General features: G+C 61.5%; 20 protein-coding genes. 15 read left to right on the top strand and 5 right to left on the bottom strand.

Annotated elements, in window-relative coordinates; translation table 11 throughout:
• Positions 1-91 precede the first annotated feature (91 nt).
• Entirely contained in the window at positions 92-640 is a 549-nt protein-coding gene (locus tag ACTJLB_RS00735; RefSeq protein ID WP_027804471.1) for an O-acetyl-ADP-ribose deacetylase, read from the top strand.
• Here ACTJLB_RS00735 and trmL read toward each other — a convergent pair.
• On the bottom strand, positions 613-1,083 hold the full coding sequence (gene trmL, locus ACTJLB_RS00730; RefSeq protein WP_288824647.1) for a tRNA (uridine(34)/cytosine(34)/5-carboxymethylaminomethyluridine(34)-2'-O)-methyltransferase TrmL: 471 nt from the start codon (positions 1,081-1,083) through the stop codon (positions 613-615). The two genes, ACTJLB_RS00735 and trmL, sit on opposite strands and share 28 nt — an antisense overlap.
• Before the next feature lie 18 nt (positions 1,084-1,101).
• Complete coding sequence (locus tag ACTJLB_RS00725; protein ID WP_440782123.1) at positions 1,102-1,887, bottom strand: ComF family protein; 786 nt, start codon at positions 1,885-1,887, stop codon at positions 1,102-1,104.
• Between the two features lie 83 nt (positions 1,888-1,970).
• Between ACTJLB_RS00725 and ACTJLB_RS00720 the strand changes: the two genes are divergently transcribed.
• The 8 genes from ACTJLB_RS00720 to ACTJLB_RS00685 all read left to right on the top strand — a co-directional run bounded on the left by ACTJLB_RS00720 (position 1,971) and on the right by ACTJLB_RS00685 (position 9,254).
• Positions 1,971-2,936, top strand: coding sequence for a methyltransferase domain-containing protein (locus ACTJLB_RS00720; RefSeq protein WP_310065849.1), 966 nt, complete (start codon positions 1,971-1,973; stop codon positions 2,934-2,936).
• 346 nt (positions 2,937-3,282) lie between these two features.
• The gene (locus ACTJLB_RS00715; protein ID WP_020067035.1) at positions 3,283-3,756 is read left to right on the top strand and encodes a DUF2244 domain-containing protein; all 474 of its coding nucleotides are present in this window, start codon (positions 3,283-3,285) and stop codon (positions 3,754-3,756) included.
• A gap of 73 nt (positions 3,757-3,829) precedes the next feature.
• Entirely contained in the window at positions 3,830-5,464 is a 1,635-nt protein-coding gene (gene coxB / locus ACTJLB_RS00710; protein WP_088173191.1) for a cytochrome c oxidase subunit II, read from the top strand.
• Positions 5,465-5,507: 43 nt separating this feature from the next.
• Entirely contained in the window at positions 5,508-7,121 is a 1,614-nt protein-coding gene (gene ctaD, locus ACTJLB_RS00705) for a cytochrome c oxidase subunit I (protein ID WP_020067033.1), read from the top strand.
• A gap of 112 nt (positions 7,122-7,233) precedes the next feature.
• Positions 7,234-7,368, top strand: coding sequence for a cytochrome oxidase small assembly protein (locus ACTJLB_RS00700; protein ID WP_020067032.1), 135 nt, complete (start codon positions 7,234-7,236; stop codon positions 7,366-7,368).
• Between the two features lie 44 nt (positions 7,369-7,412).
• Entirely contained in the window at positions 7,413-8,027 is a 615-nt protein-coding gene (locus tag ACTJLB_RS00695) for a cytochrome c oxidase assembly protein (protein ID WP_020067031.1), read from the top strand.
• A gap of 31 nt (positions 8,028-8,058) precedes the next feature.
• On the top strand, positions 8,059-8,268 hold the full coding sequence (locus tag ACTJLB_RS00690) for a DUF2970 domain-containing protein (RefSeq protein ID WP_087752569.1): 210 nt from the start codon (positions 8,059-8,061) through the stop codon (positions 8,266-8,268).
• Positions 8,269-8,396: 128 nt separating this feature from the next.
• The gene (locus ACTJLB_RS00685; RefSeq protein ID WP_020067029.1) at positions 8,397-9,254 is read left to right on the top strand and encodes a cytochrome c oxidase subunit 3; all 858 of its coding nucleotides are present in this window, start codon (positions 8,397-8,399) and stop codon (positions 9,252-9,254) included.
• A 166-nt stretch (positions 9,255-9,420) separates the two neighbouring features.
• Here ACTJLB_RS00685 and ACTJLB_RS00680 read toward each other — a convergent pair whose 3' ends face one another.
• Positions 9,421-9,630 carry a twin transmembrane helix small protein gene (locus ACTJLB_RS00680; protein ID WP_020067028.1) on the bottom strand — a complete coding sequence of 70 codons (210 nt, stop codon included), beginning with the start codon at positions 9,628-9,630 and terminating at the stop codon, positions 9,421-9,423.
• Positions 9,631-9,741: 111 nt separating this feature from the next.
• Between ACTJLB_RS00680 and ACTJLB_RS00675 the strand changes: the two genes are divergently transcribed.
• The 5 genes from ACTJLB_RS00675 to ACTJLB_RS00655 all read left to right on the top strand — a co-directional run bounded on the left by ACTJLB_RS00675 (position 9,742) and on the right by ACTJLB_RS00655 (position 13,858).
• Entirely contained in the window at positions 9,742-10,458 is a 717-nt protein-coding gene (locus tag ACTJLB_RS00675) for an SURF1 family protein (protein ID WP_440782122.1), read from the top strand.
• Positions 10,459-10,528: 70 nt separating this feature from the next.
• Positions 10,529-11,191 (top strand): SCO family protein, encoded by a 663-nt coding sequence (locus tag ACTJLB_RS00670; RefSeq protein WP_288824643.1) that lies wholly within the window; start codon positions 10,529-10,531, stop codon positions 11,189-11,191.
• Positions 11,192-11,214: 23 nt separating this feature from the next.
• Positions 11,215-12,324: a COX15/CtaA family protein gene (locus ACTJLB_RS00665; protein ID WP_440782121.1), complete on the top strand. Its 1,110-nt coding sequence runs from the start codon at positions 11,215-11,217 to the stop codon at positions 12,322-12,324.
• A gap of 6 nt (positions 12,325-12,330) precedes the next feature.
• On the top strand, positions 12,331-13,236 hold the full coding sequence (cyoE, locus tag ACTJLB_RS00660) for a heme o synthase (protein ID WP_020067023.1): 906 nt from the start codon (positions 12,331-12,333) through the stop codon (positions 13,234-13,236).
• 4 nt (positions 13,237-13,240) lie between these two features.
• Positions 13,241-13,858 carry an SCO family protein gene (locus ACTJLB_RS00655; RefSeq protein ID WP_020067022.1) on the top strand — a complete coding sequence of 206 codons (618 nt, stop codon included), beginning with the start codon at positions 13,241-13,243 and terminating at the stop codon, positions 13,856-13,858.
• Positions 13,859-13,890: 32 nt separating this feature from the next.
• Here the strand turns inward: ACTJLB_RS00655 and ACTJLB_RS00650 are convergent, their stop codons facing one another.
• Positions 13,891-14,181 carry a YciI family protein gene (locus ACTJLB_RS00650; RefSeq protein WP_087752564.1) on the bottom strand — a complete coding sequence of 97 codons (291 nt, stop codon included), beginning with the start codon at positions 14,179-14,181 and terminating at the stop codon, positions 13,891-13,893.
• Positions 14,182-14,450: 269 nt separating this feature from the next.
• On the opposite strand from ACTJLB_RS00650, the gene ACTJLB_RS00645 reads away from it, so the two are divergent.
• Positions 14,451-15,263 carry a MetQ/NlpA family ABC transporter substrate-binding protein gene (locus ACTJLB_RS00645; RefSeq protein WP_440782120.1) on the top strand — a complete coding sequence of 271 codons (813 nt, stop codon included), beginning with the start codon at positions 14,451-14,453 and terminating at the stop codon, positions 15,261-15,263.
• A 6-nt stretch (positions 15,264-15,269) separates the two neighbouring features.
• On the opposite strand, the gene ACTJLB_RS00640 is transcribed toward ACTJLB_RS00645, so the two are convergent.
• Positions 15,270-16,196, bottom strand: a complete 927-nt coding sequence (locus ACTJLB_RS00640; RefSeq protein ID WP_087752563.1) for a bifunctional helix-turn-helix transcriptional regulator/GNAT family N-acetyltransferase — start codon at positions 16,194-16,196, stop codon at positions 15,270-15,272.
• Positions 16,197-16,408 lie beyond the last annotated feature (212 nt).

Raw genomic sequence — 16,408 nt, 5'->3', positions numbered from 1 at the left:
GCCTGTCAGCCGTTTGGCGTGTAACAACGCTGAACGGCTGTCTGCACCCGCTGTCCATCGTCTATCGACGCTACGGATCAGCGAGGCTCATATGCTCAATATCGGTGGTTGCACGCTGGAGGCACGCGTGGCCGACATCACGACTCTCGACGTCGACGCCATTGTCAATGCAGCGAATACGTCCTTGCTCGGCGGCGGCGGTGTGGACGGCGCGATTCATCGCGCTGCAGGCAAGGAATTGCTGGGCGAATGCGAAGCGCTTGGCGGCTGCGCCACAGGCGACGCGAAGCTCACGCGCGGCTACCATCTGCCGGCGCGCTATGTGATTCACGCGGTGGGCCCGGTCTGGCGCGGCGGCACGCATGGCGAGGCCGATCTGCTGGCTTCCTGTTATCAGCGTTCGCTCGAGGTGGCGCGCGAGGCGAACTGCGCGAGCATTGCATTCCCCGCGATCAGTTGCGGCATCTACCGTTTTCCTGCCGATGAAGCAGTTCGTATCGCGGTCCAAACGGTAATCGAAAATCTACCTCGCATGCCGCAACTCGAGCAGGTGATCTTCGCCTGCTTCGATCACGCGATGTTCGAGCGTTATCAGGCGGAGTTGCAGCGCCGTCAGGCGCCGCCGTCGAAACCTGTTTGACGCCACGCTTCGAACACCACGATCGCGACGGTATTCGACAGGTTCAGGCTGCGGTTGCCGGGACGCATCGGCAGGCGCACGCGCTGTTCGTTCGGAAACTGTTCGAGCACCGAGTCGGGCAAGCCTCGCGTTTCCGCGCCGAACACGAACCAGTCGCCCGATTGGAACGCGTGCTCGTGAAAGCGGCCCGAGCCGCGCGTGGTGAACGCGAACATGCGCGACGCATCCGGCGACTCTTTCGCGATGAAGGCGGCCCAGTCGGCATGCACGTTCATTTGCGCGTATTCGTGATAGTCGAGACCGGCGCGGCGCAGCTTGGCGTCGTCGAGCGGAAAGCCGAGCGGCTCGATCAGATGCAGCCGCGCACCCGTGTTGGCGCACAAGCGGATGACGTTGCCGGTATTGGGCGGAATTTCCGGTTCGACAAGAACGACGTTGAACATAGAGTGATCAGGTAGAAACTAGTTTTTCGGTGTGCGCAGTGCGACGAAGTTCGTGACGCGCCGCGCACCGGCTGCCTTCAGCGTGCGGGCGAGCGCTTCGAGCGTTGCGCCGGTCGTCATTACATCGTCGACAATGCCTACGTGCAGTCCTTCGACTCTGCCAGCAAGCTGGAATGCGCGGCCCACGTTGAGGCGGCGCGCGTCGAGATCGAGCCGCGACTGCGGCGCGGTGTCGATCACGCGGCGCACCAGAGTCGGGTCGGCCGGCACCTTCAGCGAGCGAGCCAGCGCTCTGGCGATCTGCCATGCCTGGTTATAGCCGCGTTCTCTAAGACGCCGGTCTGCGAGCGGTACCGGAGCGATGACATCGGGGCAGTCAGACGGCTCTTGCCAGGTATCTTGCGCGAGACGGGCAAGACGCCGCGAGAATTCGCGCGCCAGCATCAACTGGGCGCGAAACTTCAGGCCGACTGCGAGCGCGTCGAGCGGCGCGCGATAGTCGGCGAGCGCGAACGTTGCGTCGAACGGCGGTTTTTCGGCGACGCAATCTGCGCAGCGATAAGACGCGTGCTGTTCCCTTCGCGTGAAAGTCAGCGGCACGGCGCAGACACAGCAACGCAACGCACTCTCATTCCAATAGGATTCGTCGCAAAAGAGGCACAGCGTGCTGTGCGACAAATTGCCGCACAGAGCGCACGCGTTCGGTAGGATTGCGTGCATTGCATGCGGCCACGCCGAACGCACGCCGCGCGCGAATCGCGTGAACGGACTGGCTGACGACGAAAAATATGCTCGGAATGTCATGCACTGGCGACCGCAAGGGCCGTTCGCACTGAAGCGGAGGAAGCGAACGAGTATACTTCGGGCTCTACGCCAGCACGACACCCATGTCCCCAACTTCCGCTCAATCAGGCCGTCCGGCCTACGATTCCCAGCGCCTCAGGCGGATTTTCGACCGCCGTGCAACGACTTTCGACGACGTCGCCTTCCTGCCGCGCGAGATCGCGCAGCGCATGCGCGAGCGTCTCGATTACATCAAGGTCGCGCCGGCAAGCGTGCTTGATGCCGGTTGCGGTGCAGGCGAAGACATTCCTGCATTGCGTGAGCGCTTTCCGGAAGCGCCGGTGTTCGGCTCGGACCTGTCGCGCGGCATGCTCACACGCGCGCTGCGCCACGATTCCGGCGATACGAGCTGGCGGCGCTTCTTGCCGGCCACGCTGGGCAAGGCGCTTGGCGCACGCGGTCCGCGCTTCGCGCAGGCGGACTTTTCCGCGCTGCCTTTCGCGGCTGGTGCCTTCGAATTCATCTGGTCGAATCTCGCACTTCACTGGCACTCGCGCCCTGACCTCGTATTCCCTGAGTGGCAGCGCGTGCTCAAGGTGAACGGGCTGCTGATGTTCAGTACCCTCGGACCCGACACCCTGAAAGAGTTGCGCGGCGCATACGCCGAAGTGGAAGCGGCGCACGGTGTCGGCTCGCGCAAGCATGTGATCGACTTTGTCGACATGCATGACCTTGGCGACATGCTGGTCGAAAGCGGTTTCGAAATTCCCGTGATGGACCAGGAAACCATCACAATCACCTATAAGTCGCCCGAGTCGCTGCTCGCGGACGTGCGCCGTTGGGGCGCATATCCGTTCGAGCGCGAAGAGTCGTCGGGCGCGGCGGCACGGCGGTTGCACAGAGCGTTGCTGGCAGCGCTCGAAGCGCGTCGGCGCGGCGACGGAACGATTGCGCTGACCTTCGAGGTGATCTACGGACACGCATGGAAAGCGGTGCCGCGCACGACGGCGGAAGGACACGGCATCGTGCGAATAGAGGACATTGGGCGAGGCTCGTCGAGGAATCGCTAAAGAGGTAAAGAGGACATCTGTTATGTCTGAAATTACCGCTTTCAAAGACGTGCAAAAGGTGCGGCAAAACGGCGCGGAGGCTTGTCGCGCCTGGCTTGTGAGGCGGTCGGGGCTTGCTTGTGGATGCTATGGATCGCGCCTATAATGCGTCAGTTTGTCGCCCGGAGTTCCCACATTTGGGGCGGCAGGCCCGAGGCACGGGCTGCAACACGAGTTGGCGCGGTGGCGGTTGGGCGGCCGGAATATGGTCGCGGGTTGAGGTCACTGTGGGGCATTGCAGGCGGCCGTTGGTGGCGCGTTGTTGACGACTTGGTGACGCGTTGTTGACGTTCGGCGGGAGGCAGCGATGGATGCATCAGATCTGCTGGCGGATTCAGAACCGGTCCTGAAGGACTGGACCATGAAACGCAACTGCTCCATGTCGCCGCGGCAGTTCGTGTGTTTCTATGTGTCGCTCGCGTTGTTCTCGTTGGCAATTGCTTTCATGCTGGTTCTGGTCGGCGCCTGGCTGGTGTTGCCGTTCACCGGTATCGAATTGCTGGCGGTGGGCGTCGCGTTTGCCATGTATGCGCGCCACGCTGTCGATTACGAACGCATCCGGTTGTTTCAGAACCGGCTTGTAATCGAACAGGTGAGCGCCGAGCAGGTCACGCAGTTCGAGTTCAATCCGCGCTGGGTGCGGATCGAGGCTGGCGCAACACCGCGTGATCAGATCAAGCTGGTCTCGCGCGGCGAGACGATCATGATCGGGCAGCATCTCGCGCAGCACCGGCGCGCGCAGTTCGCCCGCGAGTTGCGTATCTGGCTCGCGCGTTGTTAGGCGCATCCGGTCATGAGGCGTTCACGGGGAGCGCGGGCAGCCCGTCACGGGGTCAGCGGGGTCGAGGGTTTGAATGGAAATTTTGGGTAAGGAAGCTATGAAAACAATCAAGCGAGCGCTCATGGGCGTGCTGGCGATGAGCGGACTGCTTTTCGCCGGTGCCGCCCTGGCAGTGGGCGATGTTCCGGGCGGCCCTGCCGTCAACGAGATCAATCTCCAGCCGCCTGCGACTAAAATCGCTGAGGAGCTCTACAGCCTCCACACGTTCATGCTGATTCTTTGCACGGTGATTTTCATCGGCGTGTTCGCTGTGATGTTCTATTCGATCTTTGCCCACCGCAAATCGAAAGGCCACAAGGCTTCGAATTTCCACGAAAGCACCACCGTCGAAATCATCTGGACGATCGTGCCGTTCGTCATCGTCGTGCTGATGGCGTTGCCGGCCACCAAGACGGTTGTCGCAATGAAGGACACGACCAATGCCGACGTCACCATCAAGGTCACGGGCTACCAGTGGAAGTGGGGTTACGACTACGTGAAGGGTCCGGGCGAGGGCATCAACTTCCTCTCCACGCTGGCCACGCCGCGTGCCGAAACCGACGGCCGTCAGCCGATTTCCACTACGTATCTGCAAGAAGTCGACAATCCGCTGGTCGTGCCGGTCGGCAAGAAAATCCGCATCATCACCACCGCCAACGACGTGGTCCACTCCTGGTACGTGCCGGCTTTCGGCGTGAAGCAGGACGCGATTCCTGGTTTCGTGCGCGACACGTGGTTCAAGGCTGACAAGGTCGGTACCTTCCGCGGCTTCTGTACCGAACTCTGCGGCAAGGAACACGCGTTCATGCCGGTGGTGGTCGAAGTGCTCTCCACCGACGACTACGCGAAGTGGGTCGACACGCAGAAGAAGAAAATGGCCGCGGGTCAGGACGATCCGAACAAGACTTATACGATGGCCGAGTTGATGGAGCGCGGCGGCAAGGTTTACGCAGCGAACTGCGCGGTCTGCCATCAGCCTACCGGCAAGGGCGCGGGCGCATTCCCGGCGCTCGACGGCAGCAAGGTTGCGAACGGCGCGATTGCAGAGCACGTCAGCATCGTGTTGAAGGGCAAGAACGCAATGCCTTCGTGGGCACCTACGCTGAACGACGTAGAGATTGCCTCGGTAGTTACGTTCGAACGTAATTCGTGGGGTAACCACACCGGCGACATTCTCCAGCCGAAGCAGGTTGCAGACGCCCGTAACGGCAAACTGCCGGAAGGCGGCAACCATCTGGCCGACGCAGGCGCGGCGGCGAGCGGCGCGGAAGCGGCGTCGGGTGCTGCGGCTTCGGAAGCATCGGGCGCGCAGGCAGCGTCCGCGGGTTCGGAAAGCGCGGCGGCATCGCAAGCTGCATTGCCGGCGAGCGTCTACTTCGACACCGGCAAGAGCACGCTGCCGGCCGACGCAAAAGCGGCGGTTGAAGCAGCTGCGGCTTACGCGAAGGCGCATCCGGACGCGAAGTTCACGCTGTCTGGCTTCACCGACGCCAGCGGTTCCGCGGACACGAACGCGAAGCTCGCAAAGAGCCGTGCGGAAGCCGTGCGCGACGCGTTGAAAGCAGCCGGCATCGCCGAAGACCATATTATTTTGAAGAAGCCGGAAACGATCACGGGCGGCAGCGACGCGAAAGAAGCCCGGCGTGTTCAGATCAGCCCGGCTGCCTGACGTGTCACGGTCAGCACCGCAGTATTCGCTTTAGGAGATTGTCATGTCTAGCATCGGACACGATGTAGTCGCGGGCCACGAGCACGTGCACGGCGACCATGCCCACGAAACGCCGCATGGCTGGCGTCGTTGGCTGTTCGCAACCAACCACAAGGACATCGGTACGCTGTACCTGATCTTCTCGTTCACCATGTTCCTCTCCGGGGGCGTGATGGCGCTGATGATTCGTGCCGAATTGTTCGAGCCGGGCCTGCAGATCATGCGCCCCGAGTTCTTCAACCAGTTGACCACCATGCACGGGCTGATCATGGTGTTCGGCGCGATCATGCCGGCGTTCGTCGGCTTCGCGAACTGGATGGTGCCGCTGCAGATCGGCGCATCGGACATGGCTTTTGCCCGCATGAACAACTTCAGCTTCTGGCTTCTGCCGGTGGCGGCTGTTCTGCTGGTCGGTTCGTTCTTCTCGCCGGGCGGCGCAACCGCCGCGGGCTGGACGCTGTACGCGCCGCTGTCCACGCAGATGGGCCCGGGTATGGACTTCGCGATTTTCGCGGTCCACCTTATGGGCGCTTCGTCGATCATGGGCGGGATCAACATCGTCGTGACGATCCTGAACATGCGCGCGCCCGGCCTCACGCTGATGAAAATGCCCATGTTCGTCTGGACGTGGCTGATCACCGCGTACCTGCTGATCGCCGTGATGCCGGTTCTGGCTGGCGCGATCACTATGGTGCTGTTCGATCGCCACTTCGGCACGTCGTTCTTCAACGCGGCGGGCGGCGGCGACCCGGTCATGTACCAGCATATCTTCTGGTTCTTCGGGCACCCCGAGGTGTACATCATGATCTTGCCGGCGTTCGGGATCGTGTCGCAGGTCATTCCGGCGTTCTCGCGCAAGCCTCTGTTCGGCTATAGCTCGATGGTGTACGCAACGTCGTCGATCGCGATTCTGTCGTTCATGGTCTGGGCGCACCACATGTTCGCAACCGGCATGCCGGTAACGGGCCAACTGTTCTTCATGTACGCGACCATGCTGATCGCCGTGCCGACTGGCGTGAAGGTGTTCAACTGGGTCGCTACGATGTGGCGCGGTTCGCTGTCCTTCGAGACGCCCATGCTGTTCGCGGTCGGCTTCCTGCTGGTGTTCACGTTCGGCGGCCTGTCGGGCCTGATGCTCGCCATGGCGCCGCTCGACATCCAGTATCACGGTACTTACTTCGTGGTCGCGCACTTCCACTACGTGCTGGTGGCGGGCTCACTGTTCGCGTTGTTCTCGGGCTGGTACTACTGGGCGCCGAAGTGGACCGGCTGGATGTACAACGAAACGCGCGGCAAGATTCACTTCTGGGCGTCGATGTTCTTCTTCAACCTCGCGTTCCTGCCGATGCACTTCGTCGGTCTCGCAGGCATGCCGCGTCGCTACGCCGACTATCCGGCTCAATTCACCGACTGGAATCAGGTGATTTCGATCGGCGCGTTCGGCTTCGGTCTCGCGCAGGTGTACTTCCTGTTCGCGGTGGCGTTGCCTGCGTATCGCGGCGGCGGCGACCACGAAAAAGCGGGCGACAAACCGTGGGACGGCGCAACGGGCCTCGAGTGGACCGTGCCGAGCCCGGCTCCGTTCCACACGTTCGAAAACCCGCCGACCGTCGAGTAATCGTCGTTTAGCGAAGTAGCCGGTTCCGTGGCGACGTGATTGCGTCGTCGCCCGGACCGGACGGCCGTGAAAGCGCGGCAATGGCAGTAATCAGGTATTCAGAAACTCGAGCATGACGCGCAATTCACAGGAAAGACGTACGCCGGAGCAGATTCGGGCGAGCAACAGGCGGATAGGTCTTGTGCTGCTCGCAATCGCAGCGGTATTTTTCGCGAGCGTCATCATCAATCAGGGTTGGTTTTCCTGACGGAACCGGTCCAGGTGTAGTTTGCAGGTTTGTTGAGGATTGAGATGTCGACGCAACCGCCGGCTCAGGCCGATCGCTCTTTCAACCGTTCGATGCTGGTCAAGCTGTTCGTCGTCGCGTTGATGATGTTCGGTTTTGGTTTTGCGCTCGTGCCGATGTACCGCGCGATCTGTCAGATCACTGGCATCAACAACCTGGTGCAGCGCGATGCAACGGTGCGCGAGGCGAAGAATACGCAGGTCGACATGAGCCGTACGGTTTCGATCGAATTCGATGCGAACGCGCGCGGCCCGCTCGGTTTCAAGCCGGAACAGCGCAGCATGGACGTGCATCCGGGCGAAGTGACAACGGTGATGTACGAGGTGAGCAACGAACAGGCGCGCACGATCCAGGCGCAAGCCATTCCGAGCTACGCGCCAAAGCAGGCAACTGAGTACTTCAAGAAGATCGAGTGCTTCTGTTTTACGCAGCAGACGTTGACGGCGAATCAGACGAAGCGGATGCCGGTCGTGTTCGTCGTCGATCCGAAGTTGCCGAAAGACGTGAAAACGATCACGTTGTCGTACACGTTTTTCGAGTTGAACACGCCGGCAACGGCGAAGGTCGGAAGCGCGGCGCTCCCGGCCGAGACGGCGGCAACTGCCGCCAATCCCGCCTGACGGCTCATGCCGCCGGCGAAGGAAGACAACAATGAGCGATAACAGCGGCGGCCCGCGCAAAAGCAGTTTCGGCCAGTCGATGAAGGCGGTGTTCTGGTCGTTTTTCGGCGTGCGCAAGCGGCGCGATCTTGAAGCCGACGCAACGCAACTGAACCCGGTGCACGTCATTATCGCGGCGTTGATCAGCACGGCGATTTTCATCGGCGTGCTGATTCTGGTGGTACGCGCGGTGGTGGGTTGACATTGCGCATGCATGTGGTACGGGCGTAGCAACGCCCACGAATTAGAGTGAAGCGGTGCGGTACACACGCGCCGCCGAAGATGCAGCCGGAGCTTCCGGAACAACTGGACTGAAGTGGAGAATCAAGAATGAGCGGTCAAAACGAGAGCCCGTACTATTTCGTACCGCATCCGTCGCGGCACCCGATCAGCGCCGCCGCTGGGTTGCTGGTCATGCTCGGATCGCTTGCGGCGTGGATCAACGAACATGACTGGGCGCCGATCGGCGTTGTCGTCGGCCTGTTGTGGCTGCTCTTTACGTTGTGGCACTGGTTTGGCGACGCGATTGCCGAATCCGAAGGCGGCATGTACGGCAAGAATGTCGACAAGTCATACCGCTGGAGCATGAGCTGGTTCATTTTCTCTGAAGTGATGTTCTTCGGCGCTTTCTTCGGCGCGCTCTTCTACGCACGCGCAATCGCGCTGCACGAACTGGCGAGTCTCGATTACAAACTGATCTGGCCGGATTTCTCGGCGGTGTGGCCCAACAACGGTCCCGCGTCGCTCGTGTCGACCTTCAAGTCCATGACGCCATGGCCGGTGCCGACCATCAACACCGCGCTGCTGCTTTCGTCGGGCGCCACGCTCACGGTCTCGCACCACGCACTGCGTGAAGATCATCGCAAGAAGGCCATCATCTGGCTGGCAGCTACGCTCGTGCTGGGCGTGTGCTTCCTGTTCTTGCAGGGCTTCGAATATTTCCACGCGTATAACGAACTGAACCTGACGCTGGCTTCGGGCGTGTACGGCTCCACGTTCTTCCTGCTGACGGGCTTCCACGGTTTTCACGTGTTCCTCGGCGGCACGATGCTCGCGGTGGTGCTGGTGCGAATGATTCGCGGCCACTTCACTGCGGAACACCACTTTGCGTTCGAAGGCGCGGCCTGGTACTGGCACTTTGTGGACGTCGTTTGGCTCGGACTCTACGTCGTCGTGTACTGGCTGTAAGACTGATTGGCCCGCGCCGCGGCCGGCTATACCGGAACGCGTGGGGGCCGTCGCGCAGCGTCCATCGGAACACCGCGCACGCGTAGTGAGCAGGATTGATGAAGCGCCGCCCTCGACCCCGTCAGGGCGGCGTTTTGTTTATAGCGCAGTGATGGTGACGCGAGGCTCAGCGCCCGTACGGAATGCCGGTTGAGTGAATCCAGCCCATCCAGTACGCAAAGAGGATGAAGAGGAACAGCGAGATCGAAAGTCCGACTCGCGTGGCGAGCGACCAGACCATCCGCTTGGTTTTGCCCTTGTCATGCATCATGAAGTACAGCGCCGACACCATGCTGGCGATGATCAGGACGAAGGCGATGGGAACGAGAATGTGCATGGAAGCTGCTGAAACGGAAAAGCGCGAAGGCAAGGTGATCATTATCTCACCGCGCGCCGGCGTTTGCCCCACGTTCGCCAGCCCGTTCAAGCCGCACCTGGAGTGTCGTCGATGAAGATCCGGATCGTTCCCGCGCTGCTGATCCTGCTCGTGGTCGCGGTGACCTTGCGACTCGGCTTCTGGCAGCGCGACCGCGCGCATCAGAAAGAAGCACTCGAGGCACGCATCACGCAGTTCGAGAACGCGCCCGCGCAACCGGTCACCAGCGCGCCGGTCGCATTGAAGGACATCGAATTCCATCGCGTGAAAGCGCGCGGCACGTTTGTCGCTGACAAGGTCGTGTACCTTGATAATCGTCCGTATAACGACCAGCCGGGCTTTTACGTGGTGATGCCTTTTAAACTCACCGGCGGCGGTTATGTGCTCGTCAATCGGGGCTGGTTGCCGCGTAACATCAATAATCGCGAGACGATCGCGCCGTACACTACGCCCCAGGGCGAAATCGAGATAGAAGGAATTGCGCGTGCGGATGCGTCGCGTGCGTTTGAACTGGGGCAGGGCGGATCGGCCGCGCATCAGGCGATTCGCCAGAATCTCGACGTCGCCGCGTATGCCGCCGAGACCGGACTGCCCTTGCAATCGTTCGTGATCCAGCAATTGAACGACGACGGCGACAAACTCGTGCGCGACTGGCCGGCTCCAACCAACGGCGTCGAGCGCAACTACGGCTACATGTTCCAGTGGTGGGGCATGGCGGTCGCGGCTTTGGCCTTCGGCCTGTACGCCGCGCGCCGCGCGGCCAGAAAACAGCAGGCGCCCATCGTGTGATGTGGCGCGTGCCCGGCGCGGCTCTCCACGACCTGGGCGAGCCGCACAAATTATTGAAAGAGGTTATGTAGTGTCGACGCCATCTCCCCGTTCGCAGCAAGCCCGCAAACCGACCGCCGCCAAGCCGATGCCCGGTCAGCCCAACGGCAAGGGCTCCTGGGAGCGCGGCCGCTGGATTCTGCTGCTGCTCGCGATCGTCTGCGCGGCGCCCATTGCCGTGTCCTATTTCATGTACTACGTGGTGAAGCCGAGCGGCGGCAGCACCAGTTACGGCACGCTCGTCGAACCGCAGCGGCCGATTCCCGAGTCGCTCGTCGTCACTGGCGAAGACGGCAAGCCGCTCAAGCTCGCCACGTTGCGTGGCCACTGGCTGCTGGTCTCCGTCGACGACACCGCCTGCGACAAAGCGTGCGTGACGAAGCTCTACTTCATGCGGCAAATCCGCGCGGCACAGGGACCGGAACGCGAGCGCGTCGTAGAAGTGTGGCTGCGGACAGGTGCGGGCAACGTGGCGGACGTGATACAAAAGGCTTATCCCGACACCAACATGCTGCTTGCCGATCCGGCGCAGGTGTCGGCGTGGCTGCCGACCGCGAACGGCACCAAGGTCACCGACCACATCTATATGGTCGATCCGAACGGCAATCTGATGATGCGTTTCCCGAAAGATCCGAACCCGAGCAAGATCAAGGGCGACGTGACCAAGCTGCTGAAATGGTCGAGCATCGGCTGATGCCGCAACCAGGGTAATAGAAGATGTTCGTACTGCAATTGGGTCTCATCGGCTTGTGTATTGCGTTGTTGCCGCTGTCTTATGTGTGGGTCAAGGCCGACGACAACAAATTCCGCAAGCTCGTGTGGCTCACCACTTTCCTCACGCTCGACCTCGTGATGTTCGGCGGCTTCACGCGTCTGACCGACTCGGGGCTCGGCTGCCCGGATTGGCCCGGCTGCTATGGCACGTCGTCGCCATTTATCGCGCATGCTGCGATCACCGCCGCGCATCAGGCGATGCCCACCGGCCCCGTCAGCATGACCAAGGCATGGATCGAAATGATCCACCGCTACTTCGCGATGGCGATCGGCGTGCTGATCATCGCGCAGACGGTGATTGCATGGACCGCGCGCATCAAGCGGCGTCCGCTGCACGTGTCGCCCTGGTGGCCGACTTCGCTGCTGCTGCTGATTCTCGTGCAAGGCGCGTTCGGCGCATGGACGGTGACAATGAAGCTGCAACCGGTCATCGTGACGACGCACTTGCTGCTCGGTCTCGCGCTGCTGGGCACACTCGGCTGGCTCGCCGCGCGCCAGACGCCATTGCCTGCGTATGAGCCGGAAGCCGCGCGTTGGCGCGTCGCGGCGGTCGCGGGTCTCGTGCTGTTGATTGTGCAGATCGCGTTGGGCGGCTGGGTCAGCACGAACTACGCGGTGCTCGCGTGTACGGATTTCCCTACCTGCAACGGCCAATGGGTTCCGCCGATGGACTTCTCGCACGGTTTTCACCTGTGGCGTGCGCTCGGCATGACAAGCAGCGGCGACATGATCACGCAAGATGCACTGGTAGCGATTCACTGGACGCACCGCACCTTCGCGCTCGTGGTCGTCGGCTACCTCGTGTGGTTCGCGCTTCAATTGCGCCGCTTCGAGTCGCTGCGGCGTCCCGCGAACGGCGTTTTGCTGGTGGTGCTGATCCAGTTCGTCACCGGATTGTCGAACATCGTTCTGCAATGGCCGCTGCCAATTGCGGTAGCTCATAACGGAGGCGCGGCGATCCTGTTGCTCCTGCTCGTTATGTTAAACTTTCGAATCGCTTTTAGCCGTCCCGGCCGCGCCGTGTTGCCTGCGCGCGATGCCGCGCCAGCGTGACCCCACATGGACAGCACAACACTCCCTCATACGCCCGGCAGCCGGATCTCGCAGTACATTGCGCTGACCAAGCCGCGCGTCACGCAACTTGCCGTGTTCTGTGCCGTCATCGGCATGTTTCTGTCGACACCCGGCATGGTGCCCTGGACCGTTCTGATTGGCGGCACCGTCGGCATCTGGCTGCTCGCCGGTGCGGCGTTTGCAATCAACTGCCTCGTCGAACAAAAAATCGACGCGAAAATGCGGCGCACGTCGTGGCGTCCGTCGGCGCGCGGCGAAATTACCACTACGCAAATTCTGCTGTTCTCGGCCGTGCTCGGCGGTCTCGGCATGTGGACGCTTTACACGTTCGCCAATCCGCTGACCATGTGGCTCACGCTCGCCACGTTCGTCGGCTATGCCGTCATCTATACGCTGCTGCTCAAGCCGGCCACGCCGCAGAACATCGTGATCGGCGGCGCGTCGGGTGCGATGCCACCGGCGCTTGGCTGGGCCGCCGTCACCGGTCAGGTGCCGGGCGACGCATGGATTCTCGTGCTGATCATTTTCGTGTGGACGCCCCCGCACTTCTGGGCGCTCGCCTTGTACCGCCGCAAAGATTATGAAAACGCCGGCTTACCGATGCTGCCGAACACGCACGGCGAAAAGTACACGCGGCTGCATATTCTGTTGTACACAGTAATTCTGTTCGCCGTGACTATGATGCCGTTCATCTCCGGCATGAGCGGCGTGCTCTACCTCGCAGCGGCTGTGGTGCTCGGCGCGGTGTTTCTCGCCTACGCGTGGAAGATCTACCTCGAGTACTCCGACAATCTGGCGCGCCGGACCTTCCGATACTCGATCGTCTATCTGTCGCTGCTGTTTGCCGCGCTGCTGGTCGACCACTATGTGCGCGTTGTGATCGGCGCGTAATACCATGCTCAATACCCGCTTCGCGCGTGCGGCGCGTGCCGCTGTGATTGCCTGCGCGCTCGGCAGCGCATTGTTCGTGGCGGGCTGCGGCAAGCAGCCGCCAGCGTTCCAGAACCTGGACTTGACCGGCAATACCCAGTTTGGAAGCAACTTCTCGTTGCCTGACACGTCGGGCAAGATTCGCACAATGGCGGATTACAAAGGCAAGGTCGTCGTGCTGTTTTTCGGCTACACGCATTGCCCGGACGTTTGCCCCACCACGATGGCCGAGCTCTCACAAGCGCTGCAGCAACTCGGTCCCGAAGACGCCAAGCGCGTTCAAGTATTGTTCGTCACCGTCGATCCTGAGCGCGACACTGCCGCCCTGCTTGGGCAATACGTTTCCGCGTTTAATCCGACCTTCGTAGGCCTGCGTCCCGCTGACGAGGCGCAGCTGAAGAAAGTGGCGAAAGACTTCCGCGTCTACTACGCGAAGGTGCCCGGCAAGACCCCCGACAGCTACACGATGGACCATACGGCGGCGAGCTATGTGTTCGACACTGAGGGCAAGCTGCGCCTTTTCGCGCGCGACGGCCAGGGCGCCGCGCCTTGGGTGCACGACATCAAGCTACTGCTTGACTGACGTCGTGCTGTACATAAAAGACCTGCTCAAGCTCAAACCGGCATCGGCAAATTCAATCCCGGCGCAAGCCGTGTCGTCTTGAACTCGGTCACCTCGTAACGCGCGAGCTTCTGCACAGCGAACGGATCGGTTGCGAGGATCGCATCCAGCCTGTCACGCTCGATGCGCACCGCCAGAATGATGCCGCCGTCGCGCGGCACTTTCGGTCCTGCGGCCACGAAAACACCTGCTTCGAAATGCGTGGTCAGGAACGCACGGTGCGCTTCCAGCGCGTCGTCGATTCGTTCGAGTGAAGCGGTATAGATCAGGTTGATGACATACATGGGCGTCCTCGCAGGAGATTGAACGTACCGCGGATGCTCGCGGCAACGTTTCGAATTATCAGCCACAGCGTGGCGCTTCGCCGCCCGATCGCGCTTCGCATACCTATATGTGATTGCTGTATTTCACATCTCGCACCGCATATGAGACGATTTACGGTCCGGCCGGCGGCGCGCTCTGAACCCGCGGCTACCTGCGTGTCATCAGTGCCCGCGTCCGGCTATCACCCGAATCTCATGCAAACGATTCGATTAGAAACAGCGAGAATTACATGCAGCGCAGAAATATCCTCAAAGCCCTCTCCGCAGTGATCGCCGGCGCGGCGATCGTCACCAGCCTCGGCGCTCATGCCGACGACAAAGTCATCAAGGTCGGCACCATCGGCGGCCCGGACGCGCAGATCTGGGAAGTCGTCACCAAGGTGGCAAAGCGTGAAGGCCTGAACGTGAAGGTCGTCGAATTCAACGATTACGTGCAGCCGAACGCCGCGCTCGACGCAGGCGATCTCGACGCCAACAGCTTCCAGCATCAGCCGTATCTCGACAGCCAGATCAAGCAGCGCGGCTACAAGATTGTCAACGCAGGTCTCACCTACATCTCGCCGCTCGGCATCTACTCGAAGAAGCTGAAGTCGCTAAAGGATTTGCCGCAAGGCGCGAAGGTCGCTGTACCGAACGATCCGTCAAACGAGAACCGTGCGCTGCTGCTCCTGCAAACGCAAGGCGTGATCAAGCTGAAGGCCGGCGCGGGCACGAACGGCAACAATGCGACCGCGCTCGACGTCGCTGAGAATCCGAAGAAGATCAAGCTGGTCGAACTCGATGCCGCGCAATTGCCGCGCTCGCTTGCCGATGTGGACGCAGCCGCGATCAACACGAATTTTGCGCTTTCCGCCGGTCTGCAGCCGACGAAAGACGCGATTGCGCTCGAAGACATTCACAGCCCGTACGCGAACCTGATCGCGGTGCGCACCCGGGACAAGGACAAGCCGTGGGTGAAGAAGCTGGTTGCAGCGTATCAATCCGAAGACGTGCGCCAGTTCATCAAGACGCAGTTCAAGGGTTCGGTGGTGCCGTCGTTCTAACGCGGCTTACAGCCCCAACTCCCACCGCTCGATCATCAGATCCTTGCCGAAACGGCGCTCCGGCGCCGTGCTGACGAGTTCGAAACCGGCGCGCTTGCACAGGCGCCGCGGCTCTTCCAATGCGCTGGCCGTGGTCAGCGTTAGTCTCGTGTAACCCGCGCGCCGCGCGAACCGCGTTGCTTCGGTCATCAAGCGTGTGCCGATGCCAAGACGCTGCACGTCCGGTTCGACCCACAAGAGGCGCACGCCGGCCACCGTCGTTGACACGGCGACGATGCACACCGCGCCCACCACCATGCCGTTGTGATCAGCGACGACGCACGTTTCGCGAATGCTATCGTTGCGTTGCGTGTAGTCGGCGACCACGCGCGCAAGCAGCCCTTCGAACGATCCGTCCCAACCATATTGCGCCGCGAACCATTGCGCTTGTCGATGCACGAGCCAGCCGCATTCGCCGGGGCGCGGCGCGCGCAGTTCGATGGCGCCCTGCTGCGGCTTGTCGCCGAGCAGTCGTTCGATAAGGTTCATCGCGGCAATCAACTGCTCCTGTGAGCCCGCGCCGAGTCCGCCGAGCAGGTCCAGTACTTCCTCAACAGCTGCCGAGTCGAGCGGTGCATAGGCTGCGTGGCCGTGGGCCGTCAGTTCGATTAGCGACTGGCGCGCGTCCGTCTCGGACGGCCGTCGCGTAATCAGATTGCGACGCTCGAAACTGGTCAGCAAGCGGCTCAGATAACCGCTGTCGAGTCCAAGCGCGCGGCCGAGCGCCGACGCCGTCTGCGCGCGTCCGCGCGACAGTTCGTGCAGCACGCGCACCTCCGTCAGCGAGAACGTGCTGCGAGCCAGGCGCTCGTGCAGAGCGCCGATAAGCCGCGTGTAGAAGCGATTGAAATGGCGGACTGCCTGGGCCCGTCGCAGCGTCTCGGAATCGGTCAAATGCTGATCTCCCGTTCTTTTTATGGATTCGCATACCACTATATTGGAACGCGCCTTCCTTAACAAAATCATGCATTTGGCATAAGCCGCGCGGGGTTCGAAAACGGACGAACGTGCACTCTTTCAGACCACGCGAACTGGTTCGTAATTGGGCCTGCTACACGCTGAATTCGTCTCGAATACGGGTAAATCCTGGGCTCTCCGAACCTGCA

It is taken from the genome of Paraburkholderia sp. 22098 (assembly GCF_052045935.1).
Classification (GTDB): Bacteria; Pseudomonadota; Gammaproteobacteria; order Burkholderiales; family Burkholderiaceae; genus Paraburkholderia; species Paraburkholderia caledonica.
This window is presented reverse-complemented; position numbering and strand designations above follow the sequence as displayed.

Coding starts and splice junctions, on each gene's coding strand:
- ACTJLB_RS00735 (WP_027804471.1), top strand. CDS start 92: ATGCTCAATATCGGTGGTTGCACGCTGGAGGCACGCGTGGCCGACATC.
- trmL (WP_288824647.1), bottom strand. CDS start 1,083: ATGTTCAACGTCGTTCTTGTCGAACCGGAAATTCCGCCCAATACCGGC.
- ACTJLB_RS00725 (WP_440782123.1), bottom strand. CDS start 1,887: ATGACATTCCGAGCATATTTTTCGTCGTCAGCCAGTCCGTTCACGCGA.
- ACTJLB_RS00720 (WP_310065849.1), top strand. CDS start 1,971: ATGTCCCCAACTTCCGCTCAATCAGGCCGTCCGGCCTACGATTCCCAG.
- ACTJLB_RS00715 (WP_020067035.1), top strand. CDS start 3,283: ATGGATGCATCAGATCTGCTGGCGGATTCAGAACCGGTCCTGAAGGAC.
- coxB (WP_088173191.1), top strand. CDS start 3,830: ATGGAAATTTTGGGTAAGGAAGCTATGAAAACAATCAAGCGAGCGCTC.
- ctaD (WP_020067033.1), top strand. CDS start 5,508: ATGTCTAGCATCGGACACGATGTAGTCGCGGGCCACGAGCACGTGCAC.
- ACTJLB_RS00700 (WP_020067032.1), top strand. CDS start 7,234: ATGACGCGCAATTCACAGGAAAGACGTACGCCGGAGCAGATTCGGGCG.
- ACTJLB_RS00695 (WP_020067031.1), top strand. CDS start 7,413: ATGTCGACGCAACCGCCGGCTCAGGCCGATCGCTCTTTCAACCGTTCG.
- ACTJLB_RS00690 (WP_087752569.1), top strand. CDS start 8,059: ATGAGCGATAACAGCGGCGGCCCGCGCAAAAGCAGTTTCGGCCAGTCG.
- ACTJLB_RS00685 (WP_020067029.1), top strand. CDS start 8,397: ATGAGCGGTCAAAACGAGAGCCCGTACTATTTCGTACCGCATCCGTCG.
- ACTJLB_RS00680 (WP_020067028.1), bottom strand. CDS start 9,630: ATGCACATTCTCGTTCCCATCGCCTTCGTCCTGATCATCGCCAGCATG.
- ACTJLB_RS00675 (WP_440782122.1), top strand. CDS start 9,742: ATGAAGATCCGGATCGTTCCCGCGCTGCTGATCCTGCTCGTGGTCGCG.
- ACTJLB_RS00665 (WP_440782121.1), top strand. CDS start 11,215: ATGTTCGTACTGCAATTGGGTCTCATCGGCTTGTGTATTGCGTTGTTG.
- cyoE (WP_020067023.1), top strand. CDS start 12,331: ATGGACAGCACAACACTCCCTCATACGCCCGGCAGCCGGATCTCGCAG.
- ACTJLB_RS00655 (WP_020067022.1), top strand. CDS start 13,241: ATGCTCAATACCCGCTTCGCGCGTGCGGCGCGTGCCGCTGTGATTGCC.
- ACTJLB_RS00650 (WP_087752564.1), bottom strand. CDS start 14,181: ATGTATGTCATCAACCTGATCTATACCGCTTCACTCGAACGAATCGAC.
- ACTJLB_RS00645 (WP_440782120.1), top strand. CDS start 14,451: ATGCAGCGCAGAAATATCCTCAAAGCCCTCTCCGCAGTGATCGCCGGC.